The sequence below is a fragment of the Dactylosporangium sp. CA-092794 genome (genome assembly GCF_050948465.1).
In the GTDB taxonomy this organism is placed as follows: Bacteria; Actinomycetota; Actinomycetes; order Mycobacteriales; family Micromonosporaceae; genus Dactylosporangium.
On sequence record NZ_CP192044.1, the window covers coordinates 11,029,614 to 11,046,380 of the forward strand.

18 protein-coding genes are annotated in these 16,767 nt (G+C 71.6%); 6 read left to right on the forward strand and 12 right to left on the reverse strand.

Annotation, left to right across the window (positions count from 1 at the left end):
- Positions 1-172: 172 nt before the first annotated feature.
- The 3 genes from ACQPXD_RS47580 to ACQPXD_RS47590 form a co-directional block, all read right to left on the reverse strand.
- Positions 173-901: a hydrolase gene (locus ACQPXD_RS47580; RefSeq protein WP_432830315.1), complete on the reverse strand. Its 729-nt coding sequence runs from the start codon at positions 899-901 to the stop codon at positions 173-175.
- 97 nt (positions 902-998) lie between these two features.
- Positions 999-1,706: a response regulator transcription factor gene (locus tag ACQPXD_RS47585; protein ID WP_432830317.1), complete on the reverse strand. Its 708-nt coding sequence runs from the start codon at positions 1,704-1,706 to the stop codon at positions 999-1,001.
- Complete coding sequence (locus tag ACQPXD_RS47590; RefSeq protein ID WP_432830319.1) at positions 1,703-3,634, reverse strand: PAS domain-containing sensor histidine kinase; 1,932 nt, start codon at positions 3,632-3,634, stop codon at positions 1,703-1,705. The genes ACQPXD_RS47585 and ACQPXD_RS47590 overlap by 4 nt, the downstream gene beginning before the upstream one ends.
- Before the next feature lie 116 nt (positions 3,635-3,750).
- Between ACQPXD_RS47590 and ACQPXD_RS47595 the strand changes: the two genes are divergently transcribed.
- On the forward strand, positions 3,751-4,446 hold the full coding sequence (locus ACQPXD_RS47595; protein ID WP_432830321.1) for a sensor histidine kinase: 696 nt from the start codon (positions 3,751-3,753) through the stop codon (positions 4,444-4,446).
- Between the two features lie 349 nt (positions 4,447-4,795).
- The gene (locus tag ACQPXD_RS47600; RefSeq protein ID WP_432830323.1) at positions 4,796-6,196 is read left to right on the forward strand and encodes a ricin-type beta-trefoil lectin domain protein; all 1,401 of its coding nucleotides are present in this window, start codon (positions 4,796-4,798) and stop codon (positions 6,194-6,196) included.
- Positions 6,197-6,204: 8 nt separating this feature from the next.
- Here the strand turns inward: ACQPXD_RS47600 and ACQPXD_RS47605 are convergent, their stop codons facing one another.
- Together ACQPXD_RS47605 and ACQPXD_RS47610 are read right to left on the reverse strand one after the other, a co-directional pair.
- A complete protein-coding gene (locus ACQPXD_RS47605) occupies positions 6,205-6,840 on the reverse strand; it encodes a response regulator transcription factor (RefSeq protein ID WP_432830325.1) in 636 nt (211 codons plus the stop codon).
- Between the two features lie 143 nt (positions 6,841-6,983).
- Positions 6,984-8,255: a GAF domain-containing sensor histidine kinase gene (locus ACQPXD_RS47610; RefSeq protein WP_432830327.1), complete on the reverse strand. Its 1,272-nt coding sequence runs from the start codon at positions 8,253-8,255 to the stop codon at positions 6,984-6,986.
- Positions 8,256-8,398: 143 nt separating this feature from the next.
- Between ACQPXD_RS47610 and ACQPXD_RS47615 the strand changes: the two genes are divergently transcribed.
- A complete protein-coding gene (locus ACQPXD_RS47615; RefSeq protein ID WP_432830329.1) occupies positions 8,399-9,367 on the forward strand; it encodes a hypothetical protein in 969 nt (322 codons plus the stop codon).
- Between the two features lie 347 nt (positions 9,368-9,714).
- On the opposite strand, the gene ACQPXD_RS47620 is transcribed toward ACQPXD_RS47615, so the two are convergent.
- Positions 9,715-9,864, reverse strand: a complete 150-nt coding sequence (locus ACQPXD_RS47620; protein WP_432830331.1) for a hypothetical protein — start codon at positions 9,862-9,864, stop codon at positions 9,715-9,717.
- 218 nt (positions 9,865-10,082) lie between these two features.
- Here ACQPXD_RS47620 and ACQPXD_RS47625 point away from each other — a divergent pair, with 218 nt between their 5' ends.
- The 3 genes from ACQPXD_RS47625 to ACQPXD_RS47635 all read left to right on the forward strand — a co-directional run bounded on the left by ACQPXD_RS47625 (position 10,083) and on the right by ACQPXD_RS47635 (position 12,484).
- Complete coding sequence (locus ACQPXD_RS47625; protein WP_432830333.1) at positions 10,083-10,865, forward strand: hypothetical protein; 783 nt, start codon at positions 10,083-10,085, stop codon at positions 10,863-10,865.
- A 110-nt stretch (positions 10,866-10,975) separates the two neighbouring features.
- Complete coding sequence (gsmA, locus tag ACQPXD_RS47630) at positions 10,976-11,884, forward strand: sporangiospore maturation cell wall hydrolase GsmA (RefSeq protein ID WP_432830335.1); 909 nt, start codon at positions 10,976-10,978, stop codon at positions 11,882-11,884.
- A 411-nt stretch (positions 11,885-12,295) separates the two neighbouring features.
- Positions 12,296-12,484 (forward strand): hypothetical protein, encoded by a 189-nt coding sequence (locus tag ACQPXD_RS47635; protein WP_432830337.1) that lies wholly within the window; start codon positions 12,296-12,298, stop codon positions 12,482-12,484.
- Here the strand turns inward: ACQPXD_RS47635 and ACQPXD_RS47640 are convergent.
- The 6 genes from ACQPXD_RS47640 to flgL all read right to left on the reverse strand — a co-directional run bounded on the left by ACQPXD_RS47640 (position 12,457) and on the right by flgL (position 16,755).
- On the reverse strand, positions 12,457-12,816 hold the full coding sequence (locus ACQPXD_RS47640) for a hypothetical protein (RefSeq protein ID WP_432830339.1): 360 nt from the start codon (positions 12,814-12,816) through the stop codon (positions 12,457-12,459). The two genes, ACQPXD_RS47635 and ACQPXD_RS47640, sit on opposite strands and share 28 nt — an antisense overlap.
- 18 nt (positions 12,817-12,834) lie before the next feature.
- Positions 12,835-14,829, reverse strand: a complete 1,995-nt coding sequence (locus ACQPXD_RS47645) for a PAS domain S-box protein (RefSeq protein WP_432830341.1) — start codon at positions 14,827-14,829, stop codon at positions 12,835-12,837.
- Entirely contained in the window at positions 14,826-14,990 is a 165-nt protein-coding gene (locus ACQPXD_RS47650) for a hypothetical protein (protein WP_432830343.1), read from the reverse strand. Before ACQPXD_RS47650 ends, ACQPXD_RS47645 begins: the two co-directional genes overlap by 4 nt.
- Before the next feature lie 95 nt (positions 14,991-15,085).
- Positions 15,086-15,322, reverse strand: a complete 237-nt coding sequence (gene csrA / locus ACQPXD_RS47655; RefSeq protein ID WP_344614898.1) for a carbon storage regulator CsrA — start codon at positions 15,320-15,322, stop codon at positions 15,086-15,088.
- Between the two features lie 82 nt (positions 15,323-15,404).
- A complete protein-coding gene (gene fliW / locus ACQPXD_RS47660) occupies positions 15,405-15,827 on the reverse strand; it encodes a flagellar assembly protein FliW (RefSeq protein WP_432830345.1) in 423 nt (140 codons plus the stop codon).
- A 37-nt stretch (positions 15,828-15,864) separates the two neighbouring features.
- Positions 15,865-16,755, reverse strand: a complete 891-nt coding sequence (gene flgL, locus ACQPXD_RS47665; RefSeq protein ID WP_432830347.1) for a flagellar hook-associated protein FlgL — start codon at positions 16,753-16,755, stop codon at positions 15,865-15,867.
- Between the last annotated feature and the right edge of the window lie 12 nt (positions 16,756-16,767).

The window sequence follows — 16,767 nt, forward strand, 5'->3', positions numbered from 1 at the left end:
TGTGACCTGTCGATTAGGAGTCGAAGTATCCGCGGCCTTCGCAGCGGGCACCCTCACGCTGAGGAACACCGTAGCCGCGCGGAGCCCTTGCGAGCCAACGATTTTCCGCCGCGGCGAGGACCGCGCGGACGCCCGGCGTCAGGCCGCGGCGGCCGAGGGCCGGGCGGCGGCTTCAGGCTGCGGCGGCCGAGGGCCGGGCGGCGGCGAGGACCTCGCGGACGTAGCGGAACTGCCCGACCTCGCCGGCCCGCAGCGCGTCGCTGGCCGCGACGAGCCGCACGCCCTGCTCCACGCACGCCCGGACCAGCCGCGGCCCGGGCAGCCGGTGCCGCTCGCTGAGCTCGACCACGGTGCCGTTCGCGCGGCAGGCCGCGACCAGCTCGGCGATGGCCGCGTCCGGTACCGCCTCCTCCTCGATCCCGGCCCGGATGAGGAAGTCCAGCGGCCGGGCCAGGCGCGTGGGCGCGTAGCGCGAGACCCGCTCGACGGCCAGCCCGGTGACGGTGACCACCTGGTCGATGACGTCGAGGGCCCGCATCGTCCCGTTGTCGATGAGCCCGCGCACCGCGTCGGGGCTGAGCAGCCCGGCCGGCAGCGGCAGCCGGCCGAGCCCCACCGAGATGACCTCGAGCCCGCCGAGGTCGGAGGGGAACGCGAGCCACCCGTCGATGCCGATCGCCTCGACCTCGACGCCGCGCTTGAGCACGACGTCGGTGCGCTGCTGCGCCCGCTGGATCGACGCGAGGTACGGCGGGAGCCAGCTCGTGTCCGGCCCCACCCGGTCGGCGAACGTGAGCTCGGCCAGGCCGGCCTGCTCGGCGGCGGCGACGAGCACGCTGACGCTGTCACGGCCGGAGGCGAACGCGGTGTGGACGTGGCCGTCGGCGGAGAGGTCGATCATTCGGCGCTCATTTCGTGGGTCGCTGGTGCGGTACGCCAACCAGATTCCCCACCGCCGGTCGCGGTGCCCGGTTCCGCCCGGGTGCGGCTCGGTTCCCCTACTCGGCGCGGTCCATCACGGGCCGCCGGTAGCGGTACCCGAAGCCGCGGACCGACTCGATCGGCGACGCGTCCGGGTCGGTCCAGCCGAGCTTGCGCCGCAGCCGCAGCACCGCGAACTTCACCCGCTCCGGGCCGATGCCGGTCGGGTCGTCCCACGCCTGGGCCAGCAGCTGGTTGGGCGACAGCACCGCGCCGGCGTGCCGGACCAGGACGTTGAGCAGGCGGAACTCGGTGGGCGTGAGGCGCACCTCGGCGCCGGCCACAAACGTGCGGCGGGCGGCCGGGTCGATGCGCAGCACGCCGTCGTCGTACACCTCGTCGGCCCACGACGCCGGGCCGGCGCTGCGCCGCAGCAAGGCCTCGACCCGGGCCACCAGCTCGGCGTTGGTGAACGGCTTGGTGAGGTAGTCGTCGGCGCCGCCGCGCAGGCCGCGGACCTTGTCCGACTCCTGCCCGTGCGCGGTGAGCAGCAGCACCGGCACGTCGCTGACGTCGCGCAGCCGCTCCAGGACCTGCCAGCCGTCCATCCCGGGCAGGCCGATGTCGAGGATCACCAGCTCGGGGCGCTCGGTGTAGGCGTCGCGCAGGCCGGTGCGGCCGTCCTTGGCGTGCGCGACCTGATGGCCGGCCCGCGTGAGGAGCAGTCGCAGTGCCATGGCGATATCCGGGTCGTCTTCGACGACGAGCAGTCGGCTCACGGTCATCCCCCAATTCGTGCCGGTCGCGTGGGCAACGACAGCGTGACCGTCGTGCCGACCCCTTCAGTGCTGGCGACGCTGATGCTGCCGCCGTGTAACTCGACGATGGCCCGGCTGACGACCAGCCCCAGGCCGGTGCCGGGCATGACCTCCCGGCCCACCGCCGCGGTGACGTTGGAGCCGCGGAAGAAGGCGCTGAACAGCCGCGGCAGGTCGGCGGCGGGAATGCCGACGCCGGAGTCCGCGACGGCGACGCTCCAGCCCTCGCCGTCCGGGCCGGGCCACGCCGTCACCGTCACCCGGCCGCCGCTGCGCGTGAACTTCACCGCGTTGCTCACCAGGTTGTCGACGACCTGGTGCACCCGGGTGTCGTCGCAGACGAGCTCCGGGCCGTCCGAGCCGTCAGGGCAGTCGAGCACGAGCTCGATGCCGGCCGCGGCCGCCGCCGGGCGCCGCTCGGTCACCGCGACGCCGAGCAACTCCGGCAGGCGGGTCGGCACCGGCTTGAGCTGCAGCGTCCGTGCCTCCAGCCGGGACAGCAGCAGCAGGTCCTCGATGAGGCGCAGCAGGCGGTTGGCGTTGCGGTCGATGACGGAGAGGTACGTGCGCTGGTCCTCCGACAGCTCCCCGCTGGTGCTGTCGCCGAGCAGGTGCGAGAACGCCACCACCGACGAGAGCGGCCCGCGCAGCTCGTGCGAGACGCTCGCGATGAACTCGTTGTTGAGGGCGGCGGCCTCCACCAGCGCCTGGTTGCGTTCCTCCAGGCCGCGGCTGCGCTCCTCCAGCCCGCGCCGGACCGCCACCCGCGCGGTGACGTCGCGCAGGTGGACGAGCGTGCCGCCGTCGGTGCCGAGCCGGCCGGGGACGGTCACCGGTACCAGATCCAGCTCCAACACCCGCCCGTCGGCGAAGGCCAGCTCCTCGCCGACCACGGCGCGGCGGGTGCGGAAGCCGGTGCGCAGCCGCTCGACCCGGAACGCCTCCGGGCCGAGCCGGGCAATGGTCCGCTCGATGATCCCGGCCCAGTCCGCCGGCGCCGGGTCGTCGGGGTCGTGCTCGGGGCTCACCTCGAGCACGCCGGTGTTCAGCAGCTTGTGCGCGGCCCGGTTGGCCAGGCAGACGCGGCCCTGCTCGTCGAGCATGAGCAGGCCGTCGTCCATCGTCTCGACCAGCCGGGCCAGGCGCTGCTGCTCGATGCGGGCGGTGCGCTCGGACTCGCGCTGGCCGGTCACGTCGACGGCGAAGAAGACGACGGTGCCCACCTCGGCGTCGTCGACGAAGCTGCGCGAGACGACCTCCATCGTCCGCCAGCGCCCGCCGGCGGTGCACAGCCGCAGGTCGACGGCGCGCTCCGGGCTGCGCCCGGCGCAGCCGGCCAGGAACAGGGCCACGGCGGCCGGGCGGTCGTCGGGGTGCACGAGGTCGACCAGGCGGAACTCGGGCGGGCGGTGGCGGTCGTAGCCGAGCACGGCGGTGAACGAGTCGGACAGCGCGCTCCAGCCCCGCTCCGGGTCGACGGACAGGATCAGCGACCGCGACCCGGTGGTGATGGCCCAGGTCAGCGGCGCGCCGTGCAGCGGCGGGGGCGGGATCGCGCGGCACGCCCGGGCAAGGCCGCGGTCGGCCGCGGCGGCGATCTCGGCGGCCGCGGCGAGCAGCTCGGCGCGGGCCGGCGCGGCGCTGAACTCGACCCGCAGCTCCTGCCCCCACTGGGCCGGGCCGACCGGCAGCCGCTCCAGCAGGTCCAGCGCGCCGGCGACCGGGGCGACCGCGGGCACGATGCCGGCCGAGCGCACGCCCGAGAAGCCGCGGAACTCGGCCACGAGCCGCTGCGCGTCCACCACGGTGGCCGCGTTCGCCGCACGGACCACCAGGTCGACCACGGCACCCTCGATCAGGCCCGTGTCGACCAGGCGGTCGGTCTCTCCACGCAAAGCTCTCCTCGGCCGGCAGCCGATCGCGACATTTGCCGCTTACTGTCGGTACACACATATCCTACGCAATGTAATGACTTGTCCTGTAACGTTTCCGGAGGACCGAGCGGGTGCGCATGGATGACGAACCGGCCGACAACGCGGAGCCCGACCTGGCCGAGCGGCACCGGCAGCTGAGCGAGCTGTCGCAGCTGCGCACCGAGTTCATCCGGGTCGCCTCGCACGAGCTGCGCACCCCGCTGACCTCGATCGTCACGTTCGCCACGATGCTGGAGGCGGGCGACGAGGTGATGGGCCTCTCCCCGGCCGACCGGCAGGCCGCGCTCGGCGTGATCCGGCGCAACGCCGAGCACATGCAGGTGCTCGTCGCCGACCTGCTGCTGCTGACCCGCCTGGAGACCGCCGAGGCGCCGCTGGACCTGGCCCCGCTGCCGATCGCCGAGTTGCTCGAGTTTCCGGGGGTACCGGTACGGGCCGGACCCGGGCCCGAGCTGATGGGCGACCGGGCCCTGCTGCGCGAACTCTTCCACACCGCGGTGCAGATCGCCTCGATCGCCGGCCCGGCCGAGGTCGAGGCCGCGTTCGCCGACGGCCGCTGGCGGATCGTGGTGTCGGTCGCGACCGGCTCCGGACTCACCGCGGAGCGCCTGCTGTCCATGCGCATCGCGCATCCGGAGCAGCCGGACGAGTACCGCACCGGCGCCCTGGCCCTGATGCTGGGCCGCGAGATCGCCGCCCGCCACGGCGGCACGATGGTCACCGCCGTCGAACCCCCGGCCGTCGCGGTCCGCATCACCCTCCCCCGCCGCTGACCCGCCCTTGCCACCGCGCGGCACGGCGCAGCGACCGGAACTCTCCGCGATCATGCGCAACCCGGCACCGACACCACGGTTTTTCATGATCACGGAGTGCTGATGTACCCCCGTGTACCGAAAAGCTCCGGGATCATGACAAACCCGTGGTGCGGCCACCGCAGGCAGCATGATCACGGAGACATACGTCCGGCCCGGGCGCCGGGTGCCGGGACAGCAGGTTGCTTGTTCGGCGAACGTCCCGTGCAAACAGTGAACAAAGTTAAACAATTACTATTTTGACATTGTTCGATGGGCGTGAGCTGGCACACACTGGCATCTCCAAACCCCGTCCGCCACGGGAGTGTCGATGAAACGTGTTGTGCTGGCCGCCGCGGCGGCCCTCCTGCTCGCCGTCGGGCTGGGCGCCACGCCGGCCGACGCGCGGACCGATGCCGAGGCCGGCGTGCCGGCGAACGATCCGGCGCGGGGGCTCGTCTACGACGGCTTCACGGCCGGTACCGGCCGCTGCAAGGGATTGCTCGAGGTCAAGAACGTGCCGGGGGCGTGCACCCACGGGCCCGACGCCGCGTTCGCCGGGTTCGACGTCAAGCAGTCCGTCGCGCCGCTGTCGTCGCTCGCGGCGAGCGCGGCCAGCATCGTGTGCGACGGCGACGGGCAGAGCGGCAACCGGGTGCAGGTGCTCTACATCCACGGCTCGGGCAACGCCGACCGGTACAGCCAGTACCTGGCCTCGATCCGCACCTGGACGTCCGGCGTCGACGACATCTACAGCGCCAGCGCCGCGCAGACCGGCGGCGTGCGGCACATCCGCTTCGTCACCGACAGCAGCTGCCAGATCGCGGTGACCGACGTTTCGATCGCCAACAGCGCGCTGTCCGACTTCGGCAACTCGGTGAACGCGATCAAGAGCCTCGGGTACAACCGCACCGACCGCAAGTATCTCATGTACGTCGACGCCACCGCCCTGTGCGGCGTCGCCTACGTGACCCTGGACGACCAGCCCGGGCAGAACAACGCCAACAACTCCGGCGCCAGCTACAGCCGGGTCGACTCGGGCTGCTGGGCGGCCGGGCCGGCGGCGCACGAGCTGACGCACGCCATGGGCGCGGTGATGAGCAGCTCGCCGAACCACACCGCCTACGGCCACTGCACCGACGACTACGACATCATGTGCTACAACGACGGGCCGGGCACCGTGCTGCGGGTCGTCTGCGCCGACCAGGCCCAGGACAACCGGCTGGACTGCAACAAGGACGACTACTTCAACACCAACCCGCCGGCCGGGTCGTACCTCGCGACGCACTGGAACACGGCGAACAACCGCTTCCTGCTCACCGGCGGGGGCAGCGGCGGCTCGCACACCGGGGCGGTGACGTTCGTCAACCTCGGCAAATGCGTCGACGTGAGCGGATCCGCCACCGCCAACGGTACCCACATCCAGGTCTGGACCTGCAACGGCACCGGCGCGCAGCAGTGGACCCTGCCCGGCGACGGCACGCTGCGGGCCCTGGGCAAGTGCCTCGACGTCGCCTCGGGCGCCACGGCCAACGGCACGAAGCTGCAGCTGTGGGACTGCAACGGCAGCGGGGCGCAGCAGTGGACCTACGTGTCCGCGAGCCAGGCGCTGCGCAACCCGCAGTCGGGGCGGTGCCTGGACTCGCCGAACAGCAGTACCACCGACGGAACACAACTGCAGATCTGGGACTGCAACGCCACCAACGCGCAGCGCGTGACCGTGCCCGCGTGACCGGATGCTCAGGCCGCGTCGACCGAGACCAGCAGGCCCTGGTTGACGGCGGCCATGAGCGCCTGGGAGCGGTTGTTCACCCGCAGCTTGCTGTACAGCCGGGACACGTAGGTCTTGACCGTCGCCTCGGACACCTCGAGGCGCTGGGCGATCGTCGGCAGGCTCAGCCCGTCGCGCATCAGCGAGAGCACCTCCTGCTCGCGCTGGCTGAGCAGCCCGGTCTGGCCGCGGCGGCGGGACAGCGCGGAGGACAGCCCGGGCGCGGTGAACGAGTGCGGGGCGACGGCGGCGTGCCGGATCGCGGCGAGGACGGAGGAGACCGGGGCGGCCTTGGTGACGTACGCCGACAGCCCCGCGTCCAGCGCCCGGTACAGCAGGTTGTCGTCGCTCACCGCGCTGAGCAGCACCACGCCGAGGTCGGGGCTGCCGGCGCGCAGCCGGCGGGCCAGCGTGATGCCGTCGGTGTCGGCCAGGGAGGCGTCGATCGTCACCACGTCGGCCCGCGTCTCGGCGACGACCCGCTCGGCGTCGGCGGCGCTGCCGGCCTCGCCGACCAGGGTGATGTCGGGGACGGTGGCCACGACCCGGTTGAGTCCGAGGCGGAGGAGGACGTGTTCGTCGACGGCGACCAGACGGATCGTCATCAAGGGCTCCCTACGGTGTGGCCTGGGCAAATGTGGTGCCAGACCAGCGTGGCAGCGAGCCGCCGGAGCCAGGAAGACGCTGCAATTGACCTGCGCTCGTCGGCACCCGTACTGCACCGCGGCGCCCGCGGGCGGGCCGGAGCTCAGCTCACCCGCTCGAGGTCGACCCGCTCGGCCGGCTTGGGCAGCGTGACGCGCATCGTCGTGCCGCCGCCCGGGGTCTCGCCGACGACCAGCGTGGCGTCGTGCGCCTCCACGATGCGCAGGCAGGTGGCCAGGCCGATGCCGGAGCCCTCGACGTCGGTACGCAGCCGGGTGAACATCTCCAGCACCCGCGCCCGGTCCTCGGCCGGGATGCCGACGCCGTTGTCGGCGACGACGAGCGTCCAGGCGGTCGGCGACTCCTGCGCGCCGATCCGCACGCGGCAGGCCCGGCCGCGGTGGCGGAACTTCAGCGAGTTGCTCACCAGGTTCTGGATCAGCACCCGCAGCTGCGTGGCGTCGCCGACGACGGTGGGCAGCGGCTCGACCTCCACGGTCGCCTCGGCGGCGGCGACCGCCGCGCCCACGTCCTCGACGACCTGGCGCGCGACGGTGTCCAGCGACACGTCGGTGAACGACGGCCGGCCGCCGACCGAGGCGTGCGCGAGGACGTCCTCGATCATCCGCCACATCCGGGTCGCCGAGGACAGCGCCCGGTCCGTGCACTCCCGGCCGTCGGGGTCGGCGGCGACCGCCGGGATGTCCGCGAGCATGGCCACGAACCCGAGGACGCCGGTGAGCGGGTTCTTCAGGTCGTGGCTGACCTGCCCGGCGAAGTGCTGCAGCGAGGCGTTGGAGCGCTGCAGCTCCCGGGTGGTGCGGTGCACCTTGTCCAGCGCCTGCTCCAGCAGCCGGCCGTGCCGGTGTAGCTCCAGCAGGTCCATCACCATGCGGGCCAGCCGCTCCAGCCCCTCACGCTGCGACGGCGTCAGCTCGTGCGGCGCGTCGTCGAAGACACACAGCGTGCCCAGCACGTGCCCGTCGCGGTCACGCAGCTGCGCGGCGGCGTAGAAGCGCACCCGGTCGAGCTCGCCGGTGACGAACGGGTTGTCCGCGAAGCGGGGATCGACCGACGCGTCGCGGACCACCACCGTCCCCGGCTGGACCATGCTGATCGCGCACATCGAGTCCTCGCGCGCGCAGACGTCCGGGTTGAACCCGAACGCGGCCATCTGATGCTGGTGATGCGCCGAGATGATGTTGACCACCGCGTTGGGCACTCCGCAGATGTACGCGGCGAGCTGCACCACGGACGGCAGATCGGGCAACGGCGGCCCGGCGACGATGCCGTAACTGGCCAGCGACCGGAGCCGCTCCCGCTCATCGCCGGGAAGCGGAAACGAGCGCGTCTTCAGAAACGAAGGAGTGCCCATGCCAGCGACCATAGGGCGCCCAGGTTGCAACACCGGCCGAACCGGACGGCACCTGGCATGGGTGCGGGTTCGCGGGGTAGTCCGCCGACTGTCAGGCGGTCGGCATCCGTGCCGTCGCCGAGTATCCGCGGCGGAGGACTCGGATGAACACGCGGGCAGCCCAGCCCCGGGTCGGGATCACCCCGAACATGTTCGCCATCGCCTTCTCGCTGGCCGGCCTGGCCAACTGCTGGGCATACGCCGCCAGACTGGGGCTGGCACCCGCGCTGGTGGCCGACGTCCTGCTCCTCATCGCCGCCGTCGTATGGCTGGTGCTCGTCGCCGGGTACTGCTCGCAGGTGCAGCACCAGCCCGGCGGTTGGCGGCGGGACCTGACCGATCCGGTGCTCGCGCCGTTCGTGTCGCTGATCCCGATCGTCGGCATGCTCCTGGCGATCGGCCTGATGCCGCACGCCCCGGCCGCCGGCAGGTGGTTGTTCGGGGTCTTCGCCGTCGCCAGCACCGTGCTGGCGGGGTGGATGACCGGCCAGTGGATCGCCGGCGACCTCGACCTCGACCGGCTGCACTCCGGCTACGTCCTGCCCGCCGTCGCGGGAGGCCTCATCGCCTCCATCGGCGCCGCCGTCGCCGGCTGGATCGGCATCGCCCACGCGTTCATGGGCCTCGGCGCCGTGTCGTGGCTGCTCATCGGCTCCGTTATCATGGCCCGGCTGCTGTTCCGCCCCCGACTGCCCGCGGCGTTGACGCCCACCCTGGCCATCGAGGTCGCCCCGCCCGCCCTCGCCGGCCTCGCCTACCTGGCCATCACCAACGGCCGGGTCGACCCCATCGCCCTGGCCCTCGGCGGCTTCACCGCGCTCACCGTCATCGTCCAGCTTCGGCTGATCCCGCTGTACCGCCGGCTGGCCTTCGGCCCCGCGTTCTGGTCGTTCGGCTTCCCGTACTCCGCCGTCGCCACCTTCACCCTGCACTGGATCAACTACGGAAAGCCCGCCGGGTACAGCGTCCTGGCCTGGGTCGTCCTGCTCGCGATCACCCTGTTCATGGCCGCCCTCGCCGCGGAAACAGTGGCCGCCCTCACCCGCCGCAGGTTCCTCCCCCAACTCCGCTGACTCCGCCCACGCCTGCTCCCCGCGGAGCACTGCGCAGCGACCGGAAGTCTCCGCGATCATGCACTACCCGCCACCGACACCAACGGTTTTTCATGATCACGGAGCGCTGATGTACCCCCGTGTACCGAAAGTCTCCGGGATCATGGCAAACGCGTGGTGCGGCCACGGCGGGCATCATGATCGCGGAGACATACGTCCGCCGAGGTCGAGGCGGTGCGCCCGCTGGGGCTTACGGCGTTGATCGGGCTGGTGCTCACCGCCGCCATGTTCGTGCTCGGCGGGTATGTGCGGGACACGGGCGGGCGTCGCGGCAAGGGGCGGCCGGGCCGGCATCGGTAGCGGCCGGGCTACCAGGTGGCGAGGTCGCCGCCGATCAGGGAGAGCGCGGCGAGGGCGGTCACGCCCAGCAGGATCGCGGCCAGGCCGAGGTTCACGGTGGCCGCGCCGCGGTCGCCGGACAGCGCGCGGGCGCGGAGTCGCGCGATCAGATTCGTCATCAAGCCCCCCGAGTGGTACTTCCAGTAGCTCGACTATGACGCAAGGTGACCGTCCGGGTCTGTCCGAGGGAGGTGGCGAGGACGGGGACGATCACCCGACAGGCGGGTGCGGGGTGGGTGTCGATGCGGCGCAAACGGGAATTCACCGAGCCATGGCGTCTCGGGCCCATTTGCCGAAAATCACCCACGCGGGGGGTACCGCGGCCCAAAATAAAGCTGTGCCAAAGATCGACCATGGTCTGGCGGCAGTCCTGCGGGCGCTGGTTGCGCTGCTGCTCTGCGCGGCCTGGCTCGTCGGTGAACCGCCCGCGATGCTGCAGACCGCTCGCTTCGCGGTCGTCGTGCCCGGCCCGCCGATCGGGCAGCCGGACGCGGAGGCCATGGCCGGCGCCCGCTGCACCGACCCCTCCGGGACGTGGCTGGGAATGCGCTGGCGAACCGAGTTCAAGTGGCGGGTCAACGAGCAGACCATCCCGGCGTACCTCGGCAATCGCGCCGCCGTCGTGAATTCGCTGCGCAGCGCCGCCACGAGCGTCGACACCGGACGCAATGACTGCGGGCTGCCGGAGAATCTGGGAATTTCCGAGTCGTACGACGGCAAGACCGACCACACCGCCGGCGTGACGCCATCCGGCGGGTGCGGCGACCGCGACGGCCACAACGCCGTGTCGTTCGGCCCGCTCAATCAGGGACTGCTCGCGGTGACGTGCATCTGGTGGTACGGCAGCAAAGACAACGGAAGAAGCGTCGAGACCGATATTCTCATCGACGACGCCGAGGGCCTCTTTTTCCTGAGTACCCCACCCAATTGCACCAACCGGTGGGACCTCGAAGGCACGATCACGCACGAATTCGGCCACGCGTTCGGCCTCGGCCACGTCGCTTTCGCGCAGCACGGCGCGCTCACCATGACCGACGGCCTGCCCGACTGCTCGACCGCCTATCGGGGCCTGGGCCTCGGCGATTATCTGACGCTCAAGCAGCAGTACGGCACGAACTGAGCCGCCCGCCCGGCACCACGGCAACGCCATGGCACCCGCCGGGGAACGAGGGGCGCAACCAGGAATGACGACCTTGGAGGGGACCACCCACCCCTCATGGGAGATCATTCATGTTGCGCACCCTCAAGCAGTTTGTCCTCGCCCCGGCCCTGGCCCTGGCCGCGACCGCCACGACCCTCGTGGTCGCCGCCGCCCCGGCCGACGCCGCGGTCGTCAGCGTTCGCGTGAAGGGCTCGCTGGCCGCCCGTACCGGCGCCGCCAACTGGTTCGACAAGACCCGCACCCTGAAGAACAAGCAGAAGGTCACCATCACCTGCAAGGTCAACGGGCAGTACCTGCGCGGCAATGTCCGCCGCACCGCCCAGTGGGACCGCACGCTGCTGGGCGACTACATCTCCCACGCCTACGTGTCGGGCAACCCGAAGCTGCCGGTCTGCGCCCCGCCCCCGCCGCCGGCCCCCGCCGCCGCGCCGGCCCCTGCCCCGGCCGCACCCGCCGTCGCCCCGCCCGCCGCGGTCCCGGCCGGCCCGACCGGCACAATGACCAACGAGCAGTTCCTCGCCGCCTCGGTACCGCCCGCCCAGCAGAGCCAGCGCGACACGAAGGTCCCGGCGTCGGTAACGTTGGCGCAGGCCATCCTGGAGTCGGGCTGGGGACGCAGTTCGTTGTCCGCGAACGACCGCAACTTCTTCGGCATGAAATGCTTCAACAACGCCCCGGGCTCGTATGCGGTGGGTTGCACGTCGTACAGCACCCAGGAATGCAACGCCCAGGGCGCCTGCACGACGACGGTGGCCACGTTCCGCTCGTACGCTTCGTCGCTGGACTCTTTCCGCGACCACGGCGCGAACCTGAAGTCGCTCCCGCGCTACGCGGCCGCCTTCAACTACACGAACAACCCGAACCAGTTCATCGCCGAAATCCACAAGGCCGGCTACGCGACGGACCCGCAGTACACGACCAAGGTCGTCGCCCTGATGACGAAATACAACCTCTACCAGTACGACCTGGCCGCCTGACTCCAGCGACACACGGCGGCGGTCGCGCCCGGCTCACCCCGGGTGCGGCCGCCGCCGTCTTCGTCCCGAGCGCGCTCCTCAGCAAGGCGCTCTGTCCACTCGTGGGCGCGACTGCCGTGTGGTTCCGGGTGGCCGCCGAACAGGCCGCGCGGAATCAGGTGGCCGCAGTCCCCTCGCCGTCGGCGGACGTATGTCTCCGTGATCATGATGCCCGCCGTGGCCGCACCACGGGTTTGCCATGATCCCGGAGACTTTCGGTACACAGGGGTACATCAGCGCTCCGTGATCATGAAAAACCGTTGGTGTCGGTGGCGGGTAGTGCATGATCGCGGAGACTTCCGGTCGCTGCGCAGTGCTCCGCGGAGTGCGGCGCCGGCCGTGCAAGGGCAGCCGACCCCGTAGCGACCGGGGGTGGAGGCGTCACCGCGGCGCGATCTTCCGGGGCTGCTCGCCGACCCCGCGACCTGGGAGTATCCGGACGATGTCACCTGGATCGGAGCGGTCACCCTCGTCGAGACGGAGGCCGGCAAGAAGATCAGCCGGATGTCCCCCGAAGAGATGGCCGCCCGCGATCAGTCGCCGCCGTCGCGGGCCAGCTGATAAGCGGTGAACGCCAGCAGCCCTGGCACGACGGCGGCGACCAGGCCGATGACCGCCATGATTCGCAGTAACTGCCTCGTCAGCGCGAACCTGTGGTTGAGATAAGCGACCGTGGACACGATCGCCAGCAACACGACGGCAAAGAGCGCCGCCTGCCAGACGAACCACCACGGGGAGTACGCGGTGTGGGCCTGGCCCACCAGGGAGCCATCGGGGTTCGTCACCGTCACCGTGCCGACGGATGGGCTGCTGAGGCCGAGCACGACGGCGACGGCCCCACTCACCGCCATCAGCGTAACGATCACGGCAGTGCGCCATTTCGGGCTGGCCATGAGTGCAATTGTGCTGGCTCAGCCGGTGGTTGGGGAATGGCCGGAGTGTGGCAGGAGGCAGGTGACGACCGTGCCCTGGCCGCGGGCCGGGGTGGCCCAGATGCGGCCGCCGTGGCGTTCGATGATGGTCTTGGTGATGGCCAGGCCTAGGCCGGTGCCCTGGCTCTGGCGTTCGTGGGAGCGGCTCGAGCGGAAGAACTGCTCGAAGATCTGGTCGATCTCGGCCTCCGGGATGCCCATGCCGGTGTCCGCGATCGTCAGGCGGACCTGCTCGCCGTCCAAGTCTGCGCTCAGCCGGGCGCGGCCGCCCGGTGGCGTGAACTTCAGGGCGTTGTCCAGCAGGTTGATGACCACGCGTTCGAGTTGGGCGCGGTCGCCCTCCACGAACAGTGGATCCTCCGGGAGGTCCACGTCCAGGTGTACGGCGCGGCGGGCGCGCACGGCTTGCAGGGCCTCCAGGGCGCCGGCGACCACGGCGCGGATCTGGACCGGGCGGGCGTTGACCTTCACGGCGCCGGCCTCGATGCGGGACAGCATCAGCAGGTCCTCGATCAGGGCCAGGAGGCGGCGGGCGTTGCGCTCCACCGCGGCCAGCAGGCGGGCCTGCGGCGGGGCGACCGGGCCCGCGTCGCCGTCGACGATGACCTCCACGTTGCCCAGGATGCTGGTGAGCAGGGTGCGTAGCTCGTGCGAGACCGTGGCCACCAGGTCGGCGCGGACCTTGTCCAGCTCGCGCAGGCGGGCGGCGGCGTCGCGCTCGCGGTCCAGGGCGTGGCGCATGGCCTCGACGGTGCGGCGCTCGCGGGTCACGTCGCGGGCCACGCAGAGGTAGCCGGTGGCCTCCCCCGACTCGTCGCGGATCACGCTGACCGTGCGGGCGACCGGCACCCGCGTGCCGTCCCGCCGAGCGTAGACACACTCGCGCGCCTCGGTGTCGCCGGCGCGGGCGGGGGCGAAGACCGTTTCCACCGGGGGCTCGCCGGGGGCGTGGAAGCGGGCCAGGCTCGCGGTGCCGACGACGTCGGCGGCGCGGTAGCCGAGCAGGCGCTCCGCCCCGGCGTTGAACACCGTGACGGTGCCTTGCCGGTCGACGCCGATGATGGCCTGCTCGGTCGCGGCGGCCAGGACGTCGGCGAAGAGGCGCTCGGTGCGCCGCTGCTCGGTGACGTCGATGCCGGTGCCGATGACGTGGGTGACCCGGCCGTCGTCGCCGGCGAGCGCGGCGTTGGTCCAGGCGATCCGGCGCCGGCCGCCGGGGACGGTCCAGTCGCGCTCGGCGGAGTTGGGGAACGACGCGGCGAGCAGGCCGCCGAAGTCCGCCCGCAGCCGTTGACCGTCCAGGGTGGACAGTCCGAGGGTGTGGTACGGCCGGCCGACCACGTCCTCGGCGCGCAGGCCGGTGAGCTCCTCGCAGCGGCGGTTGAACGCGGTGACCCGCCCGGCCGCGTCGAGCACGATGACCAGGAACCCGGTCGAGTCGAGGATCGCCTGGTTGAAGTCACGCTCGCGGCGGGCACCGCGAGCGGCCGCGCGTGAGCGGGCGGTCGAGCTCTGCACGGCGGTGGCCATGAGCACGCCGACGGCGATGACGAGCACGCCGCGGCGCCATTCGGCGTGCCGGAGGTCGGCGTCGAGCACCACCGGCACGGCGAAGACGGCGGCCATCAGGGCCACGCCCGCCGCGGTGGCGGCCCGGCCGTGGTACAGGCCGAGCCACAGCACCGGCAGCAGCGCGAGCGGCGCGTAGCCGGCCGGTCCGCCGTCGGCGCCGACGTTGAGCAGCAGCACGACGCCGAAGAAGCCCAGCGGCGGTACCGTTTCCAGGAACGCGGGCAGGCGGGGCCACGGCACGACGGCGACCAGCACCAGCAGTACCGCCACCAGGAAAACGGCCAGCAGCAGGGCGGTGGGGTGGACGCGGGGCGGCAGCCAGGCGACGGCGAACGACAGCGCGGTCACCGCCATGAACGGCGCGATCCGCAGCCACCGATCCGGTGCGCCCAGGGCGTTCATCTGCCCGGCCAGGCCGGCGGGGCGGCGGTGAGCGTCGAGGCGATTCCGTTGGAACGCGTGGCGGCGTCCCCGGCGCGCACGACGGCCGGCAGCTTCCGCTCGACATCGGTGAACGCGACGGCGATCGGCCGGTTTCTCGACCAGGTGCGCGGTGCGGTCATCGGCGTGCCCTTCTCGAGGCGTCCCGACCGGCCTATCGGCAATGGCGGTGACGTCCTGAGAAGTCGGGTTTCGCGCCGGGGTACCCCCGCCGCCGCTACTTGCTTTCGGTCCGCAGCATGCGGCTCAGGGCCCGCACGGCCACGTCGCTGGGCGAGGCGGCCTCGCGGTTGGCCTTCTGCAGCTCGCGGTAGACCTCTTCGCGGTGCACCTGGATGCTGCGGGGTGCCTTGATGCCCAGCCGCACCACGTCGCCGCGGACGTCGAGCACGGTGACGACGACGTCGTCACCGACCATCACGCTTTCCCCCGGACGTCGGGTCAGGACGAGCACGAGCCGCTCCTTCGCTGGGCGATAGGCGAACAGTACCCGATTTGTCGGCCCGCCCGGGCGGGAAGGCGCCCCGCCACCCCGTTCAGGCGACGAGGAAACGCTGGCGCACGGGGAGGCCGCTGTGGCTCAGGACGAGCTGCACGGCCCGGCGGCTGTTCTGGTCGAGCACGATCGGGGCCATGAGGTTGGCGGTGGCGTCCTCGGCCCCGGTCTCGCCGGCGGTGACCACCAGCAGCACCAGCAGATCGGCCTGATCGGTGACGCCGAGCGCCGCCAGCGTCTCGTCGTCGATCTCGGGCGCATAGTCCGGGAAGAACTGCGCCGGCGGTACCACCAAAAAACGCAACCCTGGCGCGTCCACCGACGTCAGCGCGTAGAGCACGCCGGCATCGTCGAGGCGGACGAGCACGAAACGCCGCTCGTCGGGGAAGCCCGGCATCGGGGCCACGAAGTCGATGACCGGCAACGTGGTCGTGTCCGGACTACCAACGGTCGCGACGCTCATGGATTTCCTCACGATGACTGGTCGGCTGTGCCTTTGCCTACCGCAGGAAGTCCACCAGCGACGGCTGGATCACCCTGGCGGTCGCGGCCAGCGCGGCCTGATAGGCGGTCTGCTGCAGGGACAGCTCGGTGATGGTCTTGGGCAGGTCGATGTCCTCGACGTCGGACAGCTGGCTGGTCAGGTCGAGGACCCGGTTGTCCGCGGCCTGCTGCATCTGCGAGACCTGATTGTATCGGGATCCGACGCCGGAAAGTCCGGTCTGCACCCGTTTCTGCGCCGTGTCGACGTCGGCCATGTCGTTCTGCAGCGCCGACGGGTTGTTACGCAGGTCGTCGGCGACCCGCTGGAGCAGGTTGAAGACGTTGGCGGTGCCGGAGCCGAAGACCTCGTCGGCGCTGGTGTCGACGCGCACCGAGGCGTTGCTGCCGACGGTGCGGTTCACCTGGCCGTTGTCGCCCTGGTAGGCGCCGGTGCCGTCGAAGGCGATGTTGCCTGAGGTGGTACCGCCGAAGATCGGCCGGTCCAGGTACGTGGTGTTGGCCAGGTCGATCATCGAGCTGCGCAGGTTGTCAACCTCCTGCGCGATCGCCTCGCGGCCCTGGGCATTGCCGGAGGTGCCGCTGGACAGCCCGGTGAGCACCAGCTCGCGGGCCCGGTTGAGCTGCGTCGAGGCGCTGGTCAGCGCGGTGTCGGCCATGCTCAGCCAGCCCATCCCGTCGTCGGCGTTGCGCGAGTACTGGTTCAGCGCGGTCATGTCGCTGCGGGTCTGCATGGCGATGACCGCGCCGCCCGGTGAGTCGGACGCCTTGGAGATCAGCTTGCCGCTGGAGAGCTGGTTCTGCAGGTCCTGGTTGCGCTGCAGGTTTACCTGCAGGTTGGCCAGCGTGTGGGTGGCCATCGAGCGTTCGGTGACGCGGAAGCCGGGCATCCGTTCCCTCCC

Excerpts from the sequence above, each read along its gene's own strand:
- ACQPXD_RS47650 (WP_432830343.1), bottom strand. The coding sequence starts at position 14,990 with ATGACCGCACCGCGCACCTGGTCGAGAAACCGGCCGATCGCCGTCGCG.
- ACQPXD_RS47645 (WP_432830341.1), bottom strand. The coding sequence starts at position 14,829 with ATGAACGCCCTGGGCGCACCGGATCGGTGGCTGCGGATCGCGCCGTTC.
- ACQPXD_RS47585 (WP_432830317.1), bottom strand. The coding sequence starts at position 1,706 with ATGACCGTGAGCCGACTGCTCGTCGTCGAAGACGACCCGGATATCGCC.
- ACQPXD_RS47595 (WP_432830321.1), top strand. The coding sequence starts at position 3,751 with ATGGATGACGAACCGGCCGACAACGCGGAGCCCGACCTGGCCGAGCGG.
- ACQPXD_RS47620 (WP_432830331.1), bottom strand. The coding sequence starts at position 9,864 with ATGACGAATCTGATCGCGCGACTCCGCGCCCGCGCGCTGTCCGGCGAC.
- ACQPXD_RS47610 (WP_432830327.1), bottom strand. The coding sequence starts at position 8,255 with ATGGGCACTCCTTCGTTTCTGAAGACGCGCTCGTTTCCGCTTCCCGGC.
- ACQPXD_RS47605 (WP_432830325.1), bottom strand. The coding sequence starts at position 6,840 with ATGACGATCCGTCTGGTCGCCGTCGACGAACACGTCCTCCTCCGCCTC.
- ACQPXD_RS47580 (WP_432830315.1), bottom strand. The coding sequence starts at position 901 with ATGATCGACCTCTCCGCCGACGGCCACGTCCACACCGCGTTCGCCTCC.
- ACQPXD_RS47600 (WP_432830323.1), top strand. The coding sequence starts at position 4,796 with ATGAAACGTGTTGTGCTGGCCGCCGCGGCGGCCCTCCTGCTCGCCGTC.
- ACQPXD_RS47615 (WP_432830329.1), top strand. The coding sequence starts at position 8,399 with ATGAACACGCGGGCAGCCCAGCCCCGGGTCGGGATCACCCCGAACATG.
- fliW (WP_432830345.1), bottom strand. The coding sequence starts at position 15,827 with ATGAGCGTCGCGACCGTTGGTAGTCCGGACACGACCACGTTGCCGGTC.
- gsmA (WP_432830335.1), top strand. The coding sequence starts at position 10,976 with ATGTTGCGCACCCTCAAGCAGTTTGTCCTCGCCCCGGCCCTGGCCCTG.
- flgL (WP_432830347.1), bottom strand. The coding sequence starts at position 16,755 with ATGCCCGGCTTCCGCGTCACCGAACGCTCGATGGCCACCCACACGCTG.
- ACQPXD_RS47640 (WP_432830339.1), bottom strand. The coding sequence starts at position 12,816 with ATGGCCAGCCCGAAATGGCGCACTGCCGTGATCGTTACGCTGATGGCG.